Source organism: Aurantimonas endophytica, from assembly GCF_014196845.1.
GTDB lineage: Bacteria > Pseudomonadota > Alphaproteobacteria > Rhizobiales > Rhizobiaceae > Aurantimonas > Aurantimonas endophytica.
Map to the genome: position 1 here is coordinate 508542 of NZ_JACIEM010000005.1, position 18349 is coordinate 526890.

Annotated in this window: 18 protein-coding genes and 1 pseudogene; 11 read left to right on the plus strand and 8 right to left on the minus strand. The window is 66.5% G+C overall.

The window, feature by feature from the left end; translation table 11 throughout:
* Window positions 1–35: 35 nt before the first annotated feature.
* The 3 genes from GGR03_RS19930 to GGR03_RS19940 all read right to left on the minus strand — a co-directional run bounded on the left by GGR03_RS19930 (window position 36) and on the right by GGR03_RS19940 (window position 3582).
* On the minus strand, window positions 36–1328 hold the full coding sequence (locus tag GGR03_RS19930; RefSeq protein ID WP_183210511.1) for an imelysin family protein: 1293 nt from the start codon (window positions 1326–1328) through the stop codon (window positions 36–38).
* Between the two features lie 184 nt (window positions 1329–1512).
* Window positions 1513–3066 (minus strand): ABC transporter substrate-binding protein, encoded by a 1554-nt coding sequence (locus tag GGR03_RS19935; RefSeq protein WP_183210512.1) that lies wholly within the window; start codon window positions 3064–3066, stop codon window positions 1513–1515.
* A 144-nt stretch (window positions 3067–3210) separates the two neighbouring features.
* Complete coding sequence (locus tag GGR03_RS19940) at window positions 3211–3582, minus strand: hypothetical protein (protein ID WP_183210513.1); 372 nt, start codon at window positions 3580–3582, stop codon at window positions 3211–3213.
* 227 nt (window positions 3583–3809) lie between these two features.
* Between GGR03_RS19940 and GGR03_RS19945 the strand changes: the two genes are divergently transcribed.
* Together GGR03_RS19945 and GGR03_RS19950 are read left to right on the plus strand one after the other, a co-directional pair.
* A complete protein-coding gene (locus GGR03_RS19945; RefSeq protein ID WP_183210514.1) occupies window positions 3810–4721 on the plus strand; it encodes a class I fructose-bisphosphate aldolase in 912 nt (303 codons plus the stop codon).
* A gap of 79 nt (window positions 4722–4800) precedes the next feature.
* Window positions 4801–5256: a thioredoxin family protein gene (locus GGR03_RS19950; RefSeq protein WP_335630412.1), complete on the plus strand. Its 456-nt coding sequence runs from the start codon at window positions 4801–4803 to the stop codon at window positions 5254–5256.
* 70 nt (window positions 5257–5326) lie between these two features.
* On the opposite strand, the gene GGR03_RS19955 is transcribed toward GGR03_RS19950, so the two are convergent.
* Complete coding sequence (locus GGR03_RS19955) at window positions 5327–5764, minus strand: c-type cytochrome (protein ID WP_183210515.1); 438 nt, start codon at window positions 5762–5764, stop codon at window positions 5327–5329.
* Window positions 5765–6339: 575 nt separating this feature from the next.
* Here GGR03_RS19955 and GGR03_RS19960 point away from each other — a divergent pair.
* Window positions 6340–7137 (plus strand): outer membrane protein, encoded by a 798-nt coding sequence (locus GGR03_RS19960; RefSeq protein ID WP_183210516.1) that lies wholly within the window; start codon window positions 6340–6342, stop codon window positions 7135–7137.
* 110 nt (window positions 7138–7247) lie between these two features.
* Here GGR03_RS19960 and GGR03_RS19965 read toward each other — a convergent pair whose 3' ends face one another.
* The gene (locus GGR03_RS19965; protein ID WP_183210517.1) at window positions 7248–8195 is read right to left on the minus strand and encodes a carbohydrate kinase family protein; all 948 of its coding nucleotides are present in this window, start codon (window positions 8193–8195) and stop codon (window positions 7248–7250) included.
* A 149-nt stretch (window positions 8196–8344) separates the two neighbouring features.
* On the opposite strand from GGR03_RS19965, the gene pcaD reads away from it, so the two are divergent.
* The 3 genes from pcaD to GGR03_RS19980 all read left to right on the plus strand — a co-directional run bounded on the left by pcaD (window position 8345) and on the right by GGR03_RS19980 (window position 10848).
* Window positions 8345–9151, plus strand: coding sequence for a 3-oxoadipate enol-lactonase (pcaD, locus tag GGR03_RS19970; RefSeq protein ID WP_183210518.1), 807 nt, complete (start codon window positions 8345–8347; stop codon window positions 9149–9151).
* Entirely contained in the window at window positions 9148–10206 is a 1059-nt protein-coding gene (locus GGR03_RS19975; RefSeq protein WP_183210519.1) for a 3-carboxy-cis,cis-muconate cycloisomerase, read from the plus strand. Before pcaD ends, GGR03_RS19975 begins: the two co-directional genes overlap by 4 nt.
* A 75-nt stretch (window positions 10207–10281) precedes the next feature.
* Window positions 10282–10848, plus strand: coding sequence for a DJ-1/PfpI family protein (locus GGR03_RS19980; RefSeq protein WP_183210520.1), 567 nt, complete (start codon window positions 10282–10284; stop codon window positions 10846–10848).
* A gap of 11 nt (window positions 10849–10859) precedes the next feature.
* On the opposite strand, the gene GGR03_RS19985 is transcribed toward GGR03_RS19980, so the two are convergent.
* A complete protein-coding gene (locus tag GGR03_RS19985; protein ID WP_183210521.1) occupies window positions 10860–11600 on the minus strand; it encodes a DUF3750 domain-containing protein in 741 nt (246 codons plus the stop codon).
* Between the two features lie 89 nt (window positions 11601–11689).
* Here GGR03_RS19985 and GGR03_RS19990 point away from each other — a divergent pair, with 89 nt between their 5' ends.
* Entirely contained in the window at window positions 11690–12694 is a 1005-nt protein-coding gene (locus GGR03_RS19990) for an asparaginase (RefSeq protein WP_183210522.1), read from the plus strand.
* 303 nt (window positions 12695–12997) lie between these two features.
* Here the strand turns inward: GGR03_RS19990 and GGR03_RS19995 are convergent, their stop codons facing one another.
* Together GGR03_RS19995 and meaB are read right to left on the minus strand one after the other, a co-directional pair.
* Window positions 12998–13813: an NYN domain-containing protein gene (locus GGR03_RS19995; protein ID WP_183210523.1), complete on the minus strand. Its 816-nt coding sequence runs from the start codon at window positions 13811–13813 to the stop codon at window positions 12998–13000.
* Window positions 13814–13932: 119 nt separating this feature from the next.
* Entirely contained in the window at window positions 13933–14940 is a 1008-nt protein-coding gene (gene meaB, locus GGR03_RS20000) for a methylmalonyl Co-A mutase-associated GTPase MeaB (protein ID WP_183210524.1), read from the minus strand.
* Window positions 14941–14992: 52 nt separating this feature from the next.
* On the opposite strand from meaB, the gene pqqA reads away from it, so the two are divergent.
* From pqqA to pqqE, 4 genes and pseudogenes are all read left to right on the plus strand, one after another.
* On the plus strand, window positions 14993–15208 hold the full coding sequence (gene pqqA, locus GGR03_RS24825) for a pyrroloquinoline quinone precursor peptide PqqA (protein ID WP_183210525.1): 216 nt from the start codon (window positions 14993–14995) through the stop codon (window positions 15206–15208).
* A 42-nt stretch (window positions 15209–15250) separates the two neighbouring features.
* Window positions 15251–16165: a pyrroloquinoline quinone biosynthesis protein PqqB gene (gene pqqB, locus GGR03_RS20010; protein ID WP_183210636.1), complete on the plus strand. Its 915-nt coding sequence runs from the start codon at window positions 15251–15253 to the stop codon at window positions 16163–16165.
* A pseudogene (gene pqqC, locus GGR03_RS20015) lies at window positions 16126–17207 on the plus strand (pyrroloquinoline-quinone synthase PqqC). Before pqqB ends, pqqC begins: the two are co-directional and overlap by 40 nt.
* A complete protein-coding gene (gene pqqE / locus GGR03_RS20025; protein ID WP_183210528.1) occupies window positions 17204–18343 on the plus strand; it encodes a pyrroloquinoline quinone biosynthesis protein PqqE in 1140 nt (379 codons plus the stop codon). The pseudogene pqqC and the gene pqqE overlap by 4 nt, the downstream one beginning before the upstream one ends.
* Window positions 18344–18349: the final 6 nt, after the last annotated feature.

Consider the following 18349-nt stretch of genomic DNA (forward strand, 5'->3'; position numbering starts at 1 on the left):
CCGGCAGGCTTGCGCCCGCCACACCCGGTCCGGGATTACTGGAAGACCGCGTCGACGTTGTCGAGGCTGTCGGAACCCTCGATGGTGACGCTGCCGAGATCGAGCGCCGCGACGGCGCGCTCGATCGTACGGGTCTGCTTGACGAGACCGTCGATCGCCGCCTGCACCCGCGCGTTTCCTTCGGCATTGCCTTCGCCGATCTGCTGGTCGTAGGCCTCGCCGCCTTCGGCCGCCGCGGCCATCAGCCGCATCGCCTCGATCGTGGCGTCAAGATCGGCACGAAGCTCTGCGTCGACCGCTTCGTCCTTGGCTGCAACGAGGTCGGACACCGAAGGGCCTTCGACGACGGTTCCGTCGGTCCGCTCGTAGCGGCCGGTATAGACGTTGCGGATGCCGATGGCGTCGTAGAGATGCGAGACGTGGGTGTTGTCGGAGAAGCAGTCGTGCTCCTCCTCCGGATCGTGCAGCAGCAGCCCGAGCTTCATCCGCTCACCCGCCAGTTCGCCGTACGAGAGCGAGCCCATGCCGGTGAGGATGGCCGAGATCGCCGCGTCTGGCGCATCGGTGAGCGCCTTGCGCGCGGCGCCGTCGGCCTGCCAGTTGCCAACCATCTCCTCGAGGTCGGTGACGAGGAGGTCGGTGGCGGCAGCGAGATATTCGCCGCGCCGGTCACAATTGCCGTTGGTGCAGTCGTCGCCCTTCGCATAGTCGGTGAAGAGGCGCTCGCCGGCGCCGGCCTCGGTGCCGTTGAGATCCTGGCCCCACAGCAGGAACTCGACCGCATGGTAGCCGGTGGCGACATTGGCTTCGATGCCGCCGGCCTCCTGCAGCTCGTCCTGCAGCAGCGCCGGGGTGATCGTCGTCGCGTCGATGGTCTCGCCGGCGACCGACAGCTGCGGGTTGGCGATGAGATTGGCCGTATAGAGGCCGTTCTCGTCGGATTCGCTGCCGTAGCTCTGGTCGACATAGTCGATCATGCCTTCGTCGAGCGGCCAGGCGTTCACCCGGCCTTCCCAGTCGTCAACGATCGGATTGCCGAAGCGGAACGCCTCGGTCTGCTGGTAGCTCGGTCGGGAGTCGCGCCAGGCCTGGCGCGCCGCCGTCATGGTCGCTTCGCTGGGATCGGCGATCAGCGCGTCCGTCGCCGCATCCAGTGCCTTGGCTGTCGCCAGCGCATCCTCGTATCCGGCAAGGGCGATGTCGGCGTAGGTCGCGACGACGGCGGCGGTATCGGTCTCCTGCGCTGCCGTCGGTGCCGCGCCCACGATCAAGAGGGCCGAAGCAAGAGCGCACGCCAGGCGTGCGCTGTTCATCGCGATGATATTCATGGAGCCTCCCGCCGGGCACGTGCCGGCCAAGTCGTTTTCGCAAATGGCGCACCTTGGTGCGCCGTCTCTGCTTTGGCTACGACCGGGCGGGGCTAGCTGTCAACAAGTAAGCAAAGTTTAGAATCGTTCGATATTCTATCGCTGCTTCGTGGAATCATTCCAAGCTGACAGGCTGCGGGCGATCCTATCCTTTGGACACGTCGCGGAGGATCATCAGGAAGGACGGTTCGAGTTCAAAGCCGGACACCCCCGCGCTGGACACGGCATTCTGCTTCCAGTTGGCGATGAACGCCCACGGCGCGTCGTCATGGACGATCCGCTGGATCTGCTTGTACAGGTCGCCGCGGACAGCCTGGTCGGTTGAACGCCGGGCCTCGCCCAGCAGTCGGTCGACCTCGGCGTTGGAATAGTAGCCGGCGTTAAAACCGCCATTGTCGGGAAAAGCGTCCGAGCGGAGCGCCAGAAACGGCAGCGTGTCCGGGTCGTTGGTCATCCATGCCATCTCCGCCATGTCCGCCTTGCCTTCCAGACCCGGATTGACGTTGGAGAGGAAGGTGTTCCACTCGTAGGTTTCGATGCGGGCGTTGAGACCCACCGCCGCTAGATCGGCCTGGATGGCGGTCGCCATGGCGACAGGGTCGAGCATGCCGGAGCCCCCTTCGGCGACGTAGAAGGTCAGCGTGGCGCCTTCCGCTCCGGCTTCCCTGATGAGCGCTCGCGCCTTTTCCGGATCGTGCGGGTAGGGCTCGACCGTCTCGTCATGGGCCCAGTCGAAGGCTCGCGGGATCGGCCCTGCGGCGACCGAGGCCGACCCCTTCAGGACCCCGTCGACGATTGCCTGCTTGTCGATGGCGTAGTTCACCGCCTGGCGGACCCGCTTGTCGGCGAACGGACCTTCCTTGGTATTGAGGATCAGAAACCAGAGATGCGGGCCGGCTTCCTCATGGACGACGAAGCCGGGGTCTGCGCGGAAGGTAGCCAGATTGGCGGCCGGCGCCTCGACCATCAGGTCGATCTCGCCGGCCAGCATCTGCGCGGTCCGTGCGGCGGCATCGACGATCGGTTTGAACTCGACCGCTTCGAGCTCCGGCGCATCCGCCCAGTAGTCGTCGTTGCGGCTGATCGCCACCTTGGCGTCCGGCTCCCATGCGTCAAAGCGGAAGGGGCCCGTTCCGACGGGGCGGCGACCGAATTCCGTGCCCGTTTCGGCCACCGCCGCGGGCGAGACGATCAGCCCCGTCGGGTAGGCAAGCGCGGACAGGAAGGGGGCGAAGGGTTCGCGCAACACAAATTCGACCGTCAGCGGATCGACGACGGTCACCTCCTCGACGGCAGAAAAGAAGAACGCCAGCGGAAACGGTCCGGTACTATGAAAAGGGTGATCGGCCTCTAGCATCCGGTCGAAGGTGAACTTCACGGCCGCGGCGTCGAAGGCCGTGCCGTCGTGGAAGGTCACGTCCTCGCGCAGCTGGAAACGATAGGTCAGTCCATCATCGGATATGGTCCAGCTCGTGGCGAGCGCCGGCTCCACTTCCATGGTGCCTTTCCTGAAGCGCACCAGCCCGTCATAGAGATTCACCAGGATGCGGAAGTCGTTGGTCGCGGTCACGGCCTGCGGATCCAGCGACTTCGGCTCGGCGACCTGTCCGACCACGAGCACGTCCGGCGGCGTCTGCGCCATAGCCGGCGCCGCGACGGCCATGAGAGCGGCCGTCATCAGCGTGATGAACCATTTCATTCGGGAACTCCGGTTGGGGAGGGCGGCGGTGGAATCGTTCCGCCATCTCAACCAATCGTCGGGCCGAAATGAGGCCCTGACGGGGTACCGGCCTGAAGGGCCATGCCAGGACGGCATACCAGCCCCGCAGATCGGGTCACGGCATCAGTTGATGAAATTGAAGAAATAGGTGGCGACCGCGAGGATCAGGCCGACGATGGCGGCCGGGATCAGCACGCTCGGCGGCTGCCGGCCCGCGATGTCCGCAGTATCATCCGCGCTGTCCCGCGGGGGAGGGAAATGAAAGCCGCGGCGGCCGAGCTTCACGGTTGGCGTCCATGCCTGCTCGTAGCTTTCCACGACAGACGGAGGAGGTGGTGGAACGCTCTGCGCCGCTTCGTCGGTGGGTGGATCGGTCTCGGCAGTGGATGGCGACGGGGGCTTGTCTGCGCCTGCTACGGGCAAGCCCGCGCTGCCGGCGAACATCAATGCCGTGTCGTCGCCAAATCCCTCGGGAAAGGCTTTCGTGCCCTTCATTATGACGCACCTCCAATTCGGAAATCGGCTGGACGCCCGATGGTTCCGAGTCCTCGCAAGTCGTGGGATCAAGACATTCCGGCGACCCTCGCGCCCGCCGGTTCTCTTCAACCGATTTTAATATGGCAGAAGACGGCCACGCGTCTGGACGAGACGGTGACATGCCACCACAACGGAACCCTATCATGAAGGCTGCCCCGGAGGCGGCCGAGGCAAGGAAAACACATATGCTGAGAACCGAGGTCGTCCGTAACATCCTGTCCTGGTACGAGGGCGAGACGCCCGGGTTGAAGGCCAACCTGTCACGTCTGCTGATGCACGGCCGCCTCGGCGGTACCGGCCGCGTCGTCATCCTCCCGGTAGACCAAGGCTTCGAGCACGGCCCCGCCCGCAGCTTCGCGCCGAATCCGGCCGCCTACGACCCGCATTACCTCTACGAACTGGCGATCGAAGCGGGCGTATCGGGCTATGCCGCGCCTCTCGGTCTGCTCGAGCAGGGCGCTGACACGTTCGCCGGCGAGGTGCCGCTCATCCTGAAGCTGAACAGCGGCAACGGCCTGGTCTCGGGCAACGACCAGGCGATGACCGGCAAGGTCGAGGATGCGATGCGGCTCGGCTGCGTCGGCGTGGGCTTCACCATCTACCCGGGCTCGGAAAGCTCCTACGAGATGATCGAGGAACTGCGCGACCTCAGCCTCCAGGCCAAGTCGCGCGGCCTGATGACGGTCGTGTGGTCCTATCCGCGCGGCGGCAAGGTCACCAAGGAGGGTGAGACCGGGCTCGACATCATCGCCTATGGCGCCCACATGGCGGCGCTGATGGGGGCGACGATCATCAAGGTGAAGCTTCCGACCGACCACGTCGACCTCGATGCCGCCAAGGCCACCTACCAGGACAACGACATCCCACGGGCAACAGCCGCCGACAGGGTGCGCCACGTGATGCAGGCCTCCTTTGCCGGCAAGCGGCTGGTGGTGTTCTCCGGCGGCGCCGCGAAGAATACCGAGGAATTGCTGGAGGAGGTGCGCGCGATCCGCGAGGGCGGCGGCAACGGCTCGATCATCGGGCGCAACTCGTTCCAGCGTCCCCGTGCCGAAGCGGTCAAGCTCCTCGGCCAGGTCATGGACCTCTACGCCTGATCGATGGGCTCCGGGCGCCGAACGCGTCCGGAGCCCCCTCAGGCTGCCGCCGGCGCGGGGGCGGTGCTATGGTGAGGCGATGCGAAACCCTTCGGCAAGGCGCGGCCTGAGCTCCGGCTTCCTGTACGGCGGCGCCTGCCTGCTGTTGCTCGCGTTCCCCGCTTCGGCCGAGGCAGCCGAGCTCTTGATGTTCGAGCAGGCCGGCTGCCCGTTCTGCCGGAATTTCGACCGGGAGATTGCGCCGGGCTACGCCGACAGTCGCTACGGGCGAATCGCGCCGCTGCGACGCGTCGACATTCGTGTCGACCGGCGCGGTGGCCTCGAGGGTCTCACCCCCGCGGTTTTCACCCCAACTTTCGTGCTGGTCGACGATGCGGGGCGCGAAGTTGCCCGGCTGGAAGGCTATCCGGGCGAGAAATGGTTCTATCCCGAGCTCGCCGAGATGGTGGAAGCTCTCGGCGGGGAAGACGAGGGCAAGCCCGGCCTGCCTCCGAAACCCCTCCCACAAGCCGGCGCCACGCCGGCGCCCGAATAGGAAACGGCCGCCTCGCGGCGGCCGTCGGGATACTCATCGATGCCGGAATGCGGATCGACCGCGCCGGGCCCTACTGGCCGGCGGCTGCCGCCAGGGCCGCAGCCGGGTCGCGCGTCGCGCCCGACTCGTCGAAGGTGGCGAGGTAGGCGATCACGTTGCTCAGTTCCTCGGGCTTCTTGAGGCCCGGAAACACCATCTTGGTTCCCTTGACCACCGCCCGCGGGTCGGTGAGCCACGCACTCATCAGCTCCTCGTTCCAGGCCGTCTTGTCGGCAGACCATGCGACGAAGGGGGCCGAGAAGGAGTAGCCTTCGACCGCGCCCGGCTTCTCGCCGATAATGCCGTTCAGCTCAGGCCCGATCTTGTTGGCTGCGCCTTCGCCGACGGCGTGGCACGCCCGGCATTTGTTGAAGACCTTTTCGCCGGCTGCGGGATCGCCCACCGTCTGCGCTGCCGCCACATTCGCCGTCGCCAGCACCGCGGCTGCAGCCACCATCAAAATTCGCATGTTTCCTCCGACGCTCATCGAGCTCAATTAGCCTCACCGGCGACATCATATGTAACGGCTCTAAACAATGGCAATCGCTCCACGGCGCGGGACGCTGCCTCGCCTCCTCCTTTGGCGTAGGCGGTAGCCGTGGTGATCATTGCGGGAGCATGTTTGCGACGTTCCGCCGCACGAGCCTGCGCCATGCAAGCCTGTCGGCACCCGCAAGATGCGCAATCTTTCGCCCGTCTGTGCGCTCCGCGGGCAAGGGCTGGCGAGGACGCTGTAGGAAGCAATTCCGCCACATTCCGGTCACCTTCGTTAAGGCCGAGCGTCACCAAATTGTTTCCGTAAACCATGGATTTTAAACCCCAATCAACGATCTGCAGTTACAAACCATTCACGACGCCGCGCCGATCAGCATCTCGTTGCACATCGGCAACACGGCGGAGGAGAACAGATTCCTGCCCTTATTCGGGCAAGGAGCCGGCCCATAACCACTCCCGAACCCGCACAGCTGGGTCCGGAATTTCGGACGACACGAGGTCTGGCGTCCGAAACAGAGAGTCGCTCCGGCGACAGAATGGAGTTCAGTCATGAAACGTTTTGCATTGCTTCTCGCCTCGACGGCGTTCGTCACCCCGGCGCTCGCCGCTGACGTGATCTACGATGAGCCGCCGGCACCGGCGCCGATGATGATCGAGCCCGTCGCCACCACGGCGACCTGGACCGGCATCTACATCGGTGGCCAGGCCGGCGTCGCGTTCAGCGACAGCGACTCGGTCGACTTCGACGCAGACAACGATGGCGTCTTCGGTGACGGCACCTTCGACAGCGGCGACGACAACAACGCCGGCTTCATCGGCGGCGCGCACATCGGTTACGACCACCAGTTCGCCAACAACGTCGTTCTCGGCGCGGTCGCCGACATCAACTACATCGATGCCGAGACCAACCGGAACTACTCGGTCGTCCTCCCGGGCGGCGGCGGTACCGCCAATTTCGGGCTCAACGAAGAACTCGACTACATGGGCACCGTCCGCGCCCGTCTCGGTTATGCGTTTGACAGCATCCTGGTCTACGGTACGGGCGGCTTGGCTTATGCGGGCTACGACCGCAGCAGCTCCATGCCGGCCACGGGCTTCGCTGGCTACACCTTCGAAGAAGACGGCGACGATGCCGACGTCGGCTACACGGTCGGTGGTGGTATCGACGTGATGGCGACGCAGAACATCTCGTTCGGTGTCGAGTATCTCTACACGAACCTCGGCTCGAACGACTACTCGGTGACGGCGACCAACGCCAACAGCGAGTTGAACTTCACCACCGAGTCGAACGACGACGACCTGGACTTCCACACGATCTGGGCCAAGGCCTCGTATCGCTTCAACTAAGGCGTTCGCGCCAAGCCGGGCGTACTAGCCCGGCATCGTTGGACCCCGTCGGATCGCCTGATCCGGCGGGGTTTTTCGTTGTGACATCGAAATGAAAAGGGCTCCTGCCGCTACAGCGGCGGCAGGCCCAGATCGGCGCGCCGCGGCAGGTCGGCGCCGCGCCGCGAACATGTCACCGCCGCAGCCTTGACCGCCAGCTCGAGCAACGCCGCGAGGCGGTCGCGGTCCAGGGCGTGCAGCGCCTCGCGTGACAGGGTGCGGGACTCGGCGAGCCCTGCGAGCAGCGCCGCCTGAAACGTGTCGCCCGCTCCGACAGTGTCGACGACCGCAACCGCGCGCCCCTCCGCCGATGCCGAGATACCCGCGCTGGTGCGCGCCACCGCGCCGCGCTCGCCGAGCGTCAGCACCGCCATGCCGGCGCCCGCCGCCAGCCAATCGTCGAGAACCGAATCGAGACTGCGGCCGGGATAGAGCAGGCCGAGATCCTCCTCGCTGGCCTTCACCAACGCCGCGAAGGGAACGAGCTCCGCCACTTTCGCCCGCCAGACATCGAGGTCGGGCTCGATCGAGGCGCGGACATTGGGGTCGTAGGAGATGAACCGCCGTTCGTGCTCCTGGCGCGCCAGCCGGGCAAGGGCGGAAGCCGTCGGTTCGGTGACGGTCGAATAGGAGGCGAGATGGATGGCACGGACCGACTCCGGCAGCTCCGCCGGCACCTCGCCCGTCTCGATCGACCGGTCGGCGGTGCCATCGATGTAGAACGCGTAGGCCGGCGAGCCGTCGTCGCCGAGCGAGACCATCGCAAGCGTGGTGTTGCGGTCGGTGGGAATGAGGAAGCGCCCGTCGATCGACTCCCGTTCCATGAAGGCGCGGATGCGCGCGCCGAACAGGTCTCGCGAGATCTTGGTGAAGTATCCCACGGGATGGCCCAGACGGGCGAGGCCGAGGGCGACATTCAGCGGCGAACCGCCCACGCGGCCGGCAAGGCGGATCTCGGCAACGTCGTCCGTATCCTGCGCAAACAGATCGAACAGAGAGTCGCCGCAACTGAGGAACATGGCAGACCTCCCGTCCATCCCTGACACATCCTGCCGCTAGCAGGATTGCCGCGGGTGGAAAAGACCCGTGCGGACGGGGCCGCGGGTCGGCCCTTTCATCTGTCCCGTGGGTGCCTATGATCGCGCCGCACAGGGGAGCGAAGGAAACCATGGCATTCCAACGTGTGAACGGCATCGTCCTGCACTACAGGCTGGAGCGCCGTGGGCCCGGGCCGACCCTCGTCTTCGCCAACTCGCTCGGCACGGATTTCCGGATCTGGGACCTGCTGCTCGCCGAACTCGGGGAGCGGTACACGGTGCTGCGCTACGACAAGCGGGGCCACGGTCTCTCCGAAGCGACCCCGCCGCCTTACGTCATGGACGACCATGTCGACGACCTGAAGACGCTGATCGACCATCTGGAATTGCGCGATCCGCTGGTCGTCGGGCTGTCGATCGGCGGGATGATCGCCCAGCGTCTCGCCCATCGTCATCCGGGTCTCGCCCGCGGCCTGATCCTGATGGATACCGCGCATCGGATCGGCACGGACGAGCTGTGGAACCAGCGGATTGCCGCAGTCGAGGCCGACGGGATTGCGGCCATCGCCGACGGCATTCTGGCGCGCTGGTTCACGGCGGCGTATCGCCGTCCGGAGAATTCCGACTTCGTCGGCTATTCCAACATGCTGCTGCGGACGCCCCGCGAGGGCTATCTCGGCAGCAGCGCAGCGTTGCGCGACGCCGACTACTCGGTGGACGTCGCCGGGCTCGGCCTGCCGGTGCTCTGCGCCGTCGGCGACCAGGACGGGTCGACGCCGCCGGAACTCGTCCGATCCACCGCCGCCCTGATTCCGGCCGCCGAATTCGCCGTCGTCGAGAATGCCGGGCATCTGCCGTGCATCGAGCAGCCCAAGGTGACGGCCGCGCTCGTTGAACGATTTGCCGACAAGGTCTTCGGCACGACGGCCCGCCCATGACCGCCTCGGTATTCGAGCATCCGTTTCTCGCCGGCCTGCTCGGCGACGAGGAGATGGCGTCCTATTTCACCGCTGCGGCCGACATCGAGGCGTTGCTCGCCTTCGAGACGGCGCTGGCGGAGGCCGAGGCTGCCGAGGGCATCATAAGCGAGGGAGCTGCCGCGGCGATCCGGGAGGTGGCCGGTCAATTCGCGCCAGACCTTGCCGACCTGAGCGCCGGTACCGCCGGCGACGGCGTCGTGATGCCAGGGCTGCTGCGGCAGATTCGGCCAAGTCTCGATCCCGAGGCGGCCAAAGCATTGCATAACGGCGCCACCAGCCAGGACGCCATCGATGCCTCGATGGCGATGCGCCTCATGGGCGTGTCGCTGGTTCTCGACCGGCGGCTGGCGCAGCTCGGCGACCGCCTCGCGCAATGGGGCATCGAGGCCGGCGATGCCGAAGTGATGGCTCATACCCGCATGCAGGCGGCGCGGCCGACGCAGTTCCAGCGCAAGCTGTCGTCCTGGGCCGATCCGCTGGTGCGCTGCCGGCTGCGGCTCGAGCAAATCGCGCCACGTGCGTTCGCGCTGCGCTTCGGCGGCGCCGTCGGAGACCGGGCCGAGCTCGGCGAGCAGGCCGATGCGGTGGCAGATCGCGTCGCGGCGTCCCTCGGCCTGTTTGCGGCGCCCGGCTCGCTGCACACCGAGCGTGACGGGATCGCCGAGTTCGGCCACTGGCTGTCGCTGGTCACCGGCGCCCTCGGCAAGCTCGGCCAGGACGTCGCTCTGGCGCTGCAGTCGGAGGTCGGCGAATTACGGCTCGAGGGCGGCGGCACCTCGTCGGCGATGGCGCACAAGCAAAACCCGGTCGGCGCCGAGATGCTGGTGACGCTGGCGCGGTTCAACGCGACGCTGGTTTCCGGCCTGCATCATTCGCTGGTTCACGAGAACGAGCGCTCGGGTGCCGCCTGGACGTTGGAATGGATGCTGCTGCCGCAGATGGCCATGGCCGCCGGTGCCGCGACCCGGATAGCAGAGGAATTGCTCGGGAACCTGTCGCTGGCAGAGATCTAGCTTCGGCAGGTCGGGACTTTCCGACCCATGCCGATGCCGGGCATAATCAGCCAGTACGCCCGAAGGAGGTTCGCCATGACACGTATCGCCATCGCCCTGACGCCGGACTTTGCCGACTGGGAATGTGCGCTGCTGATGGCGGTGGCGCGCGCCTATCTCGGCGTCGACGTCGTGACCGCTTCGCCGGATGGCAGCGTGGTCAGCTCGATGGGTGGCCTGCACGTGACGCCCGATCTTGGCTATGATGGTCTCGACCCGGCCAGCTTCGACGCGCTCGTCATTCCCGGTGGGCTGTCTTGGGAAAGCGGCACGGCGCCGGATTTCGGCCCGCTCGCGCGCAGCTTCCACGCGGCCGGCAAGGTGGTGGGCGGCATCTGCGCTGCCGCAAGCGCGCTGGCGGCGACCGGCCTGCTCGACAGGGTGGCTCATACCGGCAATTCGCTGTCGGCCCACCGCGAACAGGCCGCCTATAGCGGCGAGGCCTATTACCGCGACCAGCCGCGGGCTGTATCCGACGGCAGGGTGATAACCGCTCCGGGCAGTTCCCCGGTGAGCTTCACGACCGAGATCCTCAAGGCGCTCGATCTCTGGGGTCCGGAGGCGGAGGCGGAAATTGCCGCCTTTGCCGGCGAGCATCGCTGATCGGAGAGCCGTCAGGCGCCGAGCAGCGAATAGGTGCCGAAGGCCGGCACCTTGACCGCCAGATGGCGCGGATCGACACCTGCGACGAGACCGAGCAGGTTCACTTCGAGGCCGGATTTCCAGCCGACGACGACGCCGGCATAGCCCCAGAGCGACAGCCGGATCTCCCCACGCTCCGTATCGAGCACGACGAGCCGGCCGTCAGAGGGGTAATCCCGTCCGACCGCGGCAACCGGCAGGCTCGCATCGATGCCCGGCACCGCCCGCATCACATGCGCGACGAAGCTGTTGGAGTTCGGGCCGGGAAACATCGTGTAGCCGCCGGCCTCCGCGAAGGGATAGGCGGCAATCGCCGCGCGCACCTGCGGGATCAGCCGCTCGGCCTGCGCGCCGGTCACTCCCACGATGATCTTCGGCACATTCGAGTACCAGAGACCATCGGCGGGCCGGTGGTTGTGGCGGATCGGGATGCCCCAGCCGACCTTGTCCCAGCGCTCGTAGGCGCTGGCATCCTTGTCCTTGACCACGATCCAGGAGTGCTCCGATACCGCGCCTTTCATGCCGCCGGTACGAGCAGCGAGAATGTACAGTGCCGCGTCCGAGCCGTCCTGCGGCGTCGGCAGAATGCGCGACGAACTCCAGTCGGCCTGGCGCCAGGAGGACGGGTGGTCGCCCGACCACCACAGAAGCGCGGCGAGGGCGGCGGGCAGCAGATAGACGCCCGCGATCACGATGAGCAGCAGTTTCAGCAAGGGGGCGGTCTCGGTGGCGAGGTGGCGAAAGCGGGCGAGGGCTGGTAGGGCGAGGCACGTATCCTGAGAGTGTAAGGTCGAGGTAGGACATGGCAAACCCGGTTCTCGTGGAAGTGACCCGAGGCGAGATGGTCGAGAGCTTCCATCGCGGCGCCTTTGCGCTGATGGACGGAGAGGGCCGCCTTCTCGCTTCCGCCGGCGATGTCGATCGCCCGGTGTTCCCGCGCTCGACGATCAAGGTTTTCCAGGCGATCCCGCTGATCGAGACGGGTGCCGCCGCGGCGTTCCAGCTGTCGCCGGCCGAACTCGCGCTCGCCTGCGCCTCGCATTCGGGCGAGACGGGGCACGTCCGGCAGGTGGCGGCGATGCTGGCAAAGGCGGGGCTCGATGCCTCGGCGCTGGAATGCGGCTGCCACTGGCCGTTCGACGCCGCCGTCGCCCGGGACCTCGCCCGTCGCGGCGAGACGCCGACGGCGCTCCACAACAATTGCTCGGGCAAGCATGCCGGCTTCCTCTGCACGGCGGTGCATCGCGGCGAGGACACGCGGGGCTATGTCGGCCGCGACCATCCCGTGCAGTTGCGGGCAAAGGCGGTGATCGAGGAACTCGTCGGCCAGGCGCTGACCGTCGATGCCTGCGGCATCGATGGCTGTTCGATCCCGACCTTCGCTGCACCGCTCAAGGGCTTCGCCCACGGTTTTGCCAAGCTCGTCAGCGGCCACGGCATCTCGCCGCAGCGGGCGGCAGCCGGGCGCAGCCTGATCGACGCCTGCATGGCGCATCCCTGGGAAATGTCCGGTACGGGACGGTTCTGCGAGACGCTGATGGGCGTCGCGCCGGGGCGCGTCTTCGCCAAGACCGGCGTCGAGGGCGTGTTCTGTGGCGCCTTGCCGGATCTCGGTCTCGGCTTCGCGCTCAAGATCGACGACGGCGCGACCCGCGCCAGCGAAGCGCTGGCCGCCGCGGTGATCGCCACTGCCTTGCGGGACGAGGACGCAGCGCTTGCAGGAAGGTTCGAAGGACTGGCACGGCGGACACTGAGCAATTGGGAGAAGGTCGAGGTCGGCGAGATCCGGGTAACGATGCCCGCGTGAGGGGCGCGTGTTCCGTCCGTTTCGAAGTGGCCGGTGATTACCGCTTGACGGGCGACGTAACAGGCGTAGGCTGCTCTTTGCGTCCTTGACGCAGCGGGAGGTTAGCAATGGAACCACCTCAGCACGCCGCCGCCTAGACGACAGGATCTGTTGTTCGGGGTCCTGCCCAGCGGCTTCTTACTGACATGCCTCGGGAGCGGCTTATGAGCCGCCGGAGTCGTGGAACAGGCTCTCCCTAGCCGCTCCCAAGGTGCTTTTACCCGCCAGCCGGCGTGCCTTTCCGGCAGCGCCGCCGTCGGCCGTTCAGCTCCAGTCGCTTTTCGGTGTCTCGCTCTTGCGGCTCGTCGCCGCACCGGCGCTCGCGGTGCGCCGCCCGCGGGCAGGCGCAGCCGGCTTCAGCCGGATGCGGACGCTGCCGCCTTCCGGATCTTCCACGTCGAACAGCCCGGTCGATCGAACTAGGTCGCTCAGCTTTTTGAAGCCGTAGGTGCGCGGATCGAAATCCGACGCGATGTTGAGGAGCTGCTTGCCGAAGCTGCCGAGATTCACCCAGTTGTCCTCGGTATCCATCTGGTCGATCACCCGTTTCAGGAGATCGGCTGCCTGCTGCGGCTTGGCCAGGGGAGCCGGTGCCGGCTTGCCGTCGTCCTTCTCCGCGGTGATCCGCTGCGGCAGGAGGTTTTCGGTGTAGATGAAGCGCCGGCAGGCCTGGCGGAAGCTCTCCGGCGTCTTCTGCTCGCCGAAGCCGTAGACGTCGACGCCCTGCTCGCGGATGCGGGCGGCGAGGCGGGTGAAGTCGCTGTCCGACGACACCAGGCAGAAGCCGTCGAAGCGGCCACTATGGAGCAGGTCCATGGCGTCGATGACCAGCGTGATGTCCGAAGCGTTCTTGCCGGTCGTATAGGCGAATTGCTGCTGCGGGATGATGGCGTGGCGCGACAGGATGTCGGCCCAGCTCTTCGAGCGGGGGCTGGAAAAATCACCATAGATGCGCCGGACGCTGGCCTCGCCGATCTTGGCGATCTCCTCGAACAGGCCGTCGGCGATGCGCGCCGAGGCGTTGTCGGCGTCGATCAGCACGGCAAGGCGATGCGTGCGGTCGGCTCGGGTCAGGGACATCGTCGTTCCTTGCTTTGGCGGCCGACTTGCGATGCCGGGTCTCGTGCGTCCCTCGCAATACTCCGCCCGGCTACGAGCCACAACCGGCGGACCGGCAGGTCGTGCCACCTCGGCTGGTCTCAGTCGCGCGGCGGCGCGTCCGTGCCGAAGCCGAGCCGGTCGAGGATCGCCTCGGCGACGGCGGTGGGCGCGCGTTCGCCGGCTCGCACCGCGCTCTCGCCGGCTTCCAGGGCGGTCCTTATCCCGTCGTCGGCAAGGATGCGCCGCCTGATGCCGTCGTCGATAGCCGACTTCAGCCAGTGGACACGCTGGTCGGCGCGGCGGGAAGCGAAGCTGCCGTCCGCCGTGTGGATGTCACGAAAGCGACGGATCTCGTCCCATAGCCCCACGAGGCCGGCGCCGTTGAGCCCCGACACGGTGAGGACCGGTACCCGCCAGGCGGCGGAGCGGGGCGTCAGGATGTTGAGCGCCGCGCGGATTTCCGCGGCAGCCGACTTCGCCCGCACCGCATTGTCGCCGTCCGCCTTGTTCATCGCGATGATGTCGGCGATCTCCAGTATGCCCTTCTTGATGCCCTGCAGTTCGTCCCCGCCGCCGGCGATCATCAGCAGGAGGACCAGATCGACCATCTCGGCAACGACGATTTCGGACTGGCCGACGCCCATCGTCTCGACGATCACCACGTCGAAGCCGGCCGCTTCGCAGAGCAGCATCGTCTCGCGGGTCCGGGCCGCGACGCCGCCCAGCGTGCCGGAGGAGGGGGATGGGCGGATATAGGCCGAGGGATCGACGCTCAATCGCGGCATGCGGGTCTTGTCGCCCAGGATCGAGCCACCGGTGCGAGTCGAGGACGGATCGACAGCGAGCACTGCGACCTTGTGGCCTTCGGCGGTCAGCATCGTGCCGAAGGCGTCTACCAGCGTCGACTTGCCGACACCGGGGACGCCGCTCAACCCGATCCGGATCGACCGGCCGGTGTCGGCGGCGAGCCGGTCGAGCACGGCAGCCGCAGCGGTGCGGTGATCGGCGCGGGTCGATTCGACCAGGGTGATCGCACGGCTGAGCGCCGCGCGGTTCCCCTGCCGCACGCCGTCCGCCAAGGCGTCGGGATCGAGTCGCTTGTCCATATCGGTTCGTCGCATGCGGGCGGGACGTGTGTCGACAGGATCGTCGGGCGGCGTGGGAAACATTCCCGATTTGCCGCCAGGGGCGATCCCGCCTTCCAGAAGGGAACGGCTTTTGCTAGCTTCGCGTATTGTGGGTGCCAAAGGAGCGATCGGCCTCCTGTCGGTTGCCCTCAACTTTGGGAGAGAAAATATGGCCTGGAACAAGCCCGTTATCACGGAAGTCTGTGTCGCAATGGAAATCAACGGTTACATGCCGATCGAGTTCTGATTGCCGACAAGCATCGATAGCCGCGGGCGGGTCGAGACCCGCCTGCGGCTTTTTGTATTGGGCTCTGCTGCGGGAGGCGGCTATCCCCAATGGAACTGCCTCTGTCGCGTTTGCCGGCTCTATTGGGACGGCGATCCCCGGGTAGCCGCCCGGACACAGTCGTCGATTGCTGCGAGCGCCGACGGCGTGCACTGGCTCCTTCTCAATGCGTCCCCGGACCTGCGCGAGCAGATCATGCGGTCTCCGCCGATTTCGCCTGCGGCCGGCGCCGACGAGGCGCAGCGCCGCCACTCGCCCCTCGGCGCGGTGCTGGTCACCAATGGCGACGTCGATCATGTCGCCGGGTTGCTGACCTTGCGGGAAAAGCAGAACTTCGAACTCTACGGAACGACCGGCGTGCTCGACGTGATCGCGTCGAACCCCGTGTTTTCGGTTCTCGACCCGGCTTGTGTCGAACGCCGGCCCGTGGAGATCGGCAAGCCATTCGAGCCGGTTGCCGGTCTCGAAGTCGAAGCCTTTTCCGTGCCAGGAAAGGTGCCGCTCTACCTGGAAAAAGGTGACGTCGATGTCGGCGAGGAGGGCGAGATGACCGTCGGGGTCCGCCTTACGGCCCACGGCCGGACGGCCTTCTACATACCCGGCTGCGCCGCCGTCACCGAGAGCCTTCGAGAGCGCGTCAGGAATGCCGACGCGCTGCTGTTCGACGGCACGGTGTTCGAGGATGACGAAATGCCGCAAGCCGGCGTCGGCGCAAAGACCGGCCGGCGCATGGGGCACGTACCGATCTCGGGAGAAGGCGGCAGTCTCGACGCGTTCGAGGGTTTGGGCATCGGCATGCGTGCCTATATCCATATCAACAACACCAACCCGATCCTCATCGACGGATCTGCCGAGCGGCAGGCAGTCGAGGCGGCGGGATGGCGGGTATCGCACGACGGCATAGAGATCGCGCCATGAAGGCGATGATGGATCGGCAGGAATTCGAAGCAGCGCTGCGGCAGATCGGTGCCGAGCGTTATCATCACCTGCACCCGTTCCAGAAGCTCTTGCAGGACGGCAAGCTCACGAAGGTTCAGGTTCAGGCCTGGGCGCTCAACCGTTATTACTACCAGTCGCAGATCCCGGTGAAGGACGCCTCGATCCTCGCGCGGCTGCAGACGACGGCGCTGCGACGCGAATGGCGCCAGCGCATCATCGACCACGACGGCCAGGAAGCATCGGACGGCCAGCCGGCCCAGCGCGGCGGCATCGAGAAATGGATTGCCCTTACCGACGGGGTTGGGCTCGACCGCTCCTATGTGGAAACAGGCGAAGGAATTCTCCCGGCGACGCGTTTCGCCGTGGATGCATACGTTCATTTCGTTCGGGAAAAGTCGCTGCTCGAGGCGATCGCTTCGTCATTGACCGAGCTGTTTTCGCCGACGGTGATCGGCGTCCGCAGCAAGGGCATGCTGGCGCATTACGATTTCATCTCCGCTGAGACCCTGGCCTATTTCGACAAGCGGCCGGTGCAGGCGAAGCGCGACTCCGATTTTGCGCTCGCCTATTGCCTCGACCATGCGCGCCGGCCGGAGGACCAGCAGGCCGTCCTGGACGCGTTGCGCTTCAAGTGCGAGGTGCTCTGGGCGCAACTCGACGCCCTCTACTTCTCCTATGTGGAGCCCGCGATGACGCCGCCCGACGCGTGGCGGCCGGGCGTCGGCATGAGGGCGGACGCGACATGACCGAACTGCCGGACGATACGGTGCCGAAACTGCCGCACGGGGTCCGGCTGCGCGAGGACAAGATCCGCGGCGGCTTCATCCTCGTGGGACCCGAGCGGATATTCAATGCAGACGGCGTCGCCCGGGAGATCCTGCAGCGGGTCGACGGCAGGGCCTCGATCGGCGACATCGTGCGCCAGCTGGGCGAGGTGTTCGCCGCCGACGAAACGACGATCCGTCCGGACGTCGAGAGTTTCCTGCTCGACCTTCGCGACAAGCAGATGGTGACGCTATGAGCGCGACTTTGCTCGACCGGCGCCCGGAACCGGCAGTCCGTGCCGCGCCGCCGCCGCCGCTGGGTCTCCTGGCGGAGCTGACGCATCGCTGTCCGCTGCGCTGCACCTATTGTTCGAACCCGCTGCAACTCGATGGGCGTTCGTCGGAACTCGACACCGAGACCTGGAAGCGGGTATTCACGGAGGCCGCCGAACTCGGCGTAATCCACATCCATCTCTCCGGCGGCGAGCCGACGGCGCGGCGCGACATTGTCGAGCTGACCCGTCATGCGGCCGAGGTCGGTCTCTACACCAACCTCATCACCTCCGGCATCGGCGTCTCGGACGAGAAGCTCGACGCGCTGCTCGAGGCCGGCTGCGACCACATCCAGCTGTCGCTGCAGGGCGCCAACCCGGAAGTCACCGAGCTTGTCGGCGGCTACCGCGGCGGGTTCGAGAAGAAGGAAGCCTTCGCGCGCGCCGTCGTCGCCCGCGGCTTTCCGCTGACCCTCAACGCCGTCATCCACCGGATGAACATCCATCAGGTGCCGGCGATGATCGAGAAGGCCGTCGAGTTCGGCGCAAGGCGGCTCGAGATCGCGCATACGCAATATTACGGCTGGGCCCTCAAGAACCGCGCTCAGCTGATGCCGGCTCACGAGGACGTCGACCGGACCATCGTCGAGGTCGAGGAAGCTCGCGAGCGGCTGAAGGGCCAGCTGGTCATCGATGCGGTGTTCCCGGATTACTACGCGCGCTATCCCAAGCTCTGCAATGGCGGCTGGGGCGCTCGCACGCTGAGCGTCACGCCGGCGGGAAGGGCGCTGCCCTGCCATGCCGCCGAGACGATCAAGCATCTGGAGTTCTGGTCGGTGCGCGATCACTCGCTGGCCGACATCTGGACGGGTTCGCCGGCCTTCGAGGCCTATCGCGGCACGGGATGGATGAAGGAGCCCTGCACGTCCTGCGAGCGCCGGCATGTGGATTTCGGCGGTTGCCGCTGCCAGGCCCTGGCGCTGACGGGCGATGCCGCCAACACCGACCCGGCCTGCATCAAGTCGCCGCTGCACCGGGAGCTCGGCGAGATGGCGACCAGCGAGGCCTCGTCCGTCGTCGATCCGCTGGCGGTCGTCTATCGCGGCTTCCGCGCCAGCTGAGCGGCG

Excerpts from the sequence above, each read along its gene's own strand:
- GGR03_RS19955 (WP_183210515.1), bottom strand. The coding sequence starts at position 5,764 with ATGCGAATTTTGATGGTGGCTGCAGCCGCGGTGCTGGCGACGGCGAAT.
- pqqE (WP_183210528.1), top strand. The coding sequence starts at position 17,204 with ATGAGCGCGACTTTGCTCGACCGGCGCCCGGAACCGGCAGTCCGTGCC.
- GGR03_RS19990 (WP_183210522.1), top strand. The coding sequence starts at position 11,690 with ATGGCAAACCCGGTTCTCGTGGAAGTGACCCGAGGCGAGATGGTCGAG.
- GGR03_RS19995 (WP_183210523.1), bottom strand. The coding sequence starts at position 13,813 with ATGTCCCTGACCCGAGCCGACCGCACGCATCGCCTTGCCGTGCTGATC.
- GGR03_RS19930 (WP_183210511.1), bottom strand. The coding sequence starts at position 1,328 with ATGAATATCATCGCGATGAACAGCGCACGCCTGGCGTGCGCTCTTGCT.
- pcaD (WP_183210518.1), top strand. The coding sequence starts at position 8,345 with ATGGCATTCCAACGTGTGAACGGCATCGTCCTGCACTACAGGCTGGAG.
- GGR03_RS19965 (WP_183210517.1), bottom strand. The coding sequence starts at position 8,195 with ATGTTCCTCAGTTGCGGCGACTCTCTGTTCGATCTGTTTGCGCAGGAT.
- GGR03_RS19935 (WP_183210512.1), bottom strand. The coding sequence starts at position 3,066 with ATGAAATGGTTCATCACGCTGATGACGGCCGCTCTCATGGCCGTCGCG.
- GGR03_RS19940 (WP_183210513.1), bottom strand. The coding sequence starts at position 3,582 with ATGAAGGGCACGAAAGCCTTTCCCGAGGGATTTGGCGACGACACGGCA.
- GGR03_RS19945 (WP_183210514.1), top strand. The coding sequence starts at position 3,810 with ATGCTGAGAACCGAGGTCGTCCGTAACATCCTGTCCTGGTACGAGGGC.
- GGR03_RS19950 (WP_335630412.1), top strand. The coding sequence starts at position 4,801 with ATGCGAAACCCTTCGGCAAGGCGCGGCCTGAGCTCCGGCTTCCTGTAC.
- GGR03_RS19980 (WP_183210520.1), top strand. The coding sequence starts at position 10,282 with ATGACACGTATCGCCATCGCCCTGACGCCGGACTTTGCCGACTGGGAA.
- GGR03_RS19975 (WP_183210519.1), top strand. The coding sequence starts at position 9,148 with ATGACCGCCTCGGTATTCGAGCATCCGTTTCTCGCCGGCCTGCTCGGC.
- meaB (WP_183210524.1), bottom strand. The coding sequence starts at position 14,940 with ATGGACAAGCGACTCGATCCCGACGCCTTGGCGGACGGCGTGCGGCAG.
- GGR03_RS19960 (WP_183210516.1), top strand. The coding sequence starts at position 6,340 with ATGAAACGTTTTGCATTGCTTCTCGCCTCGACGGCGTTCGTCACCCCG.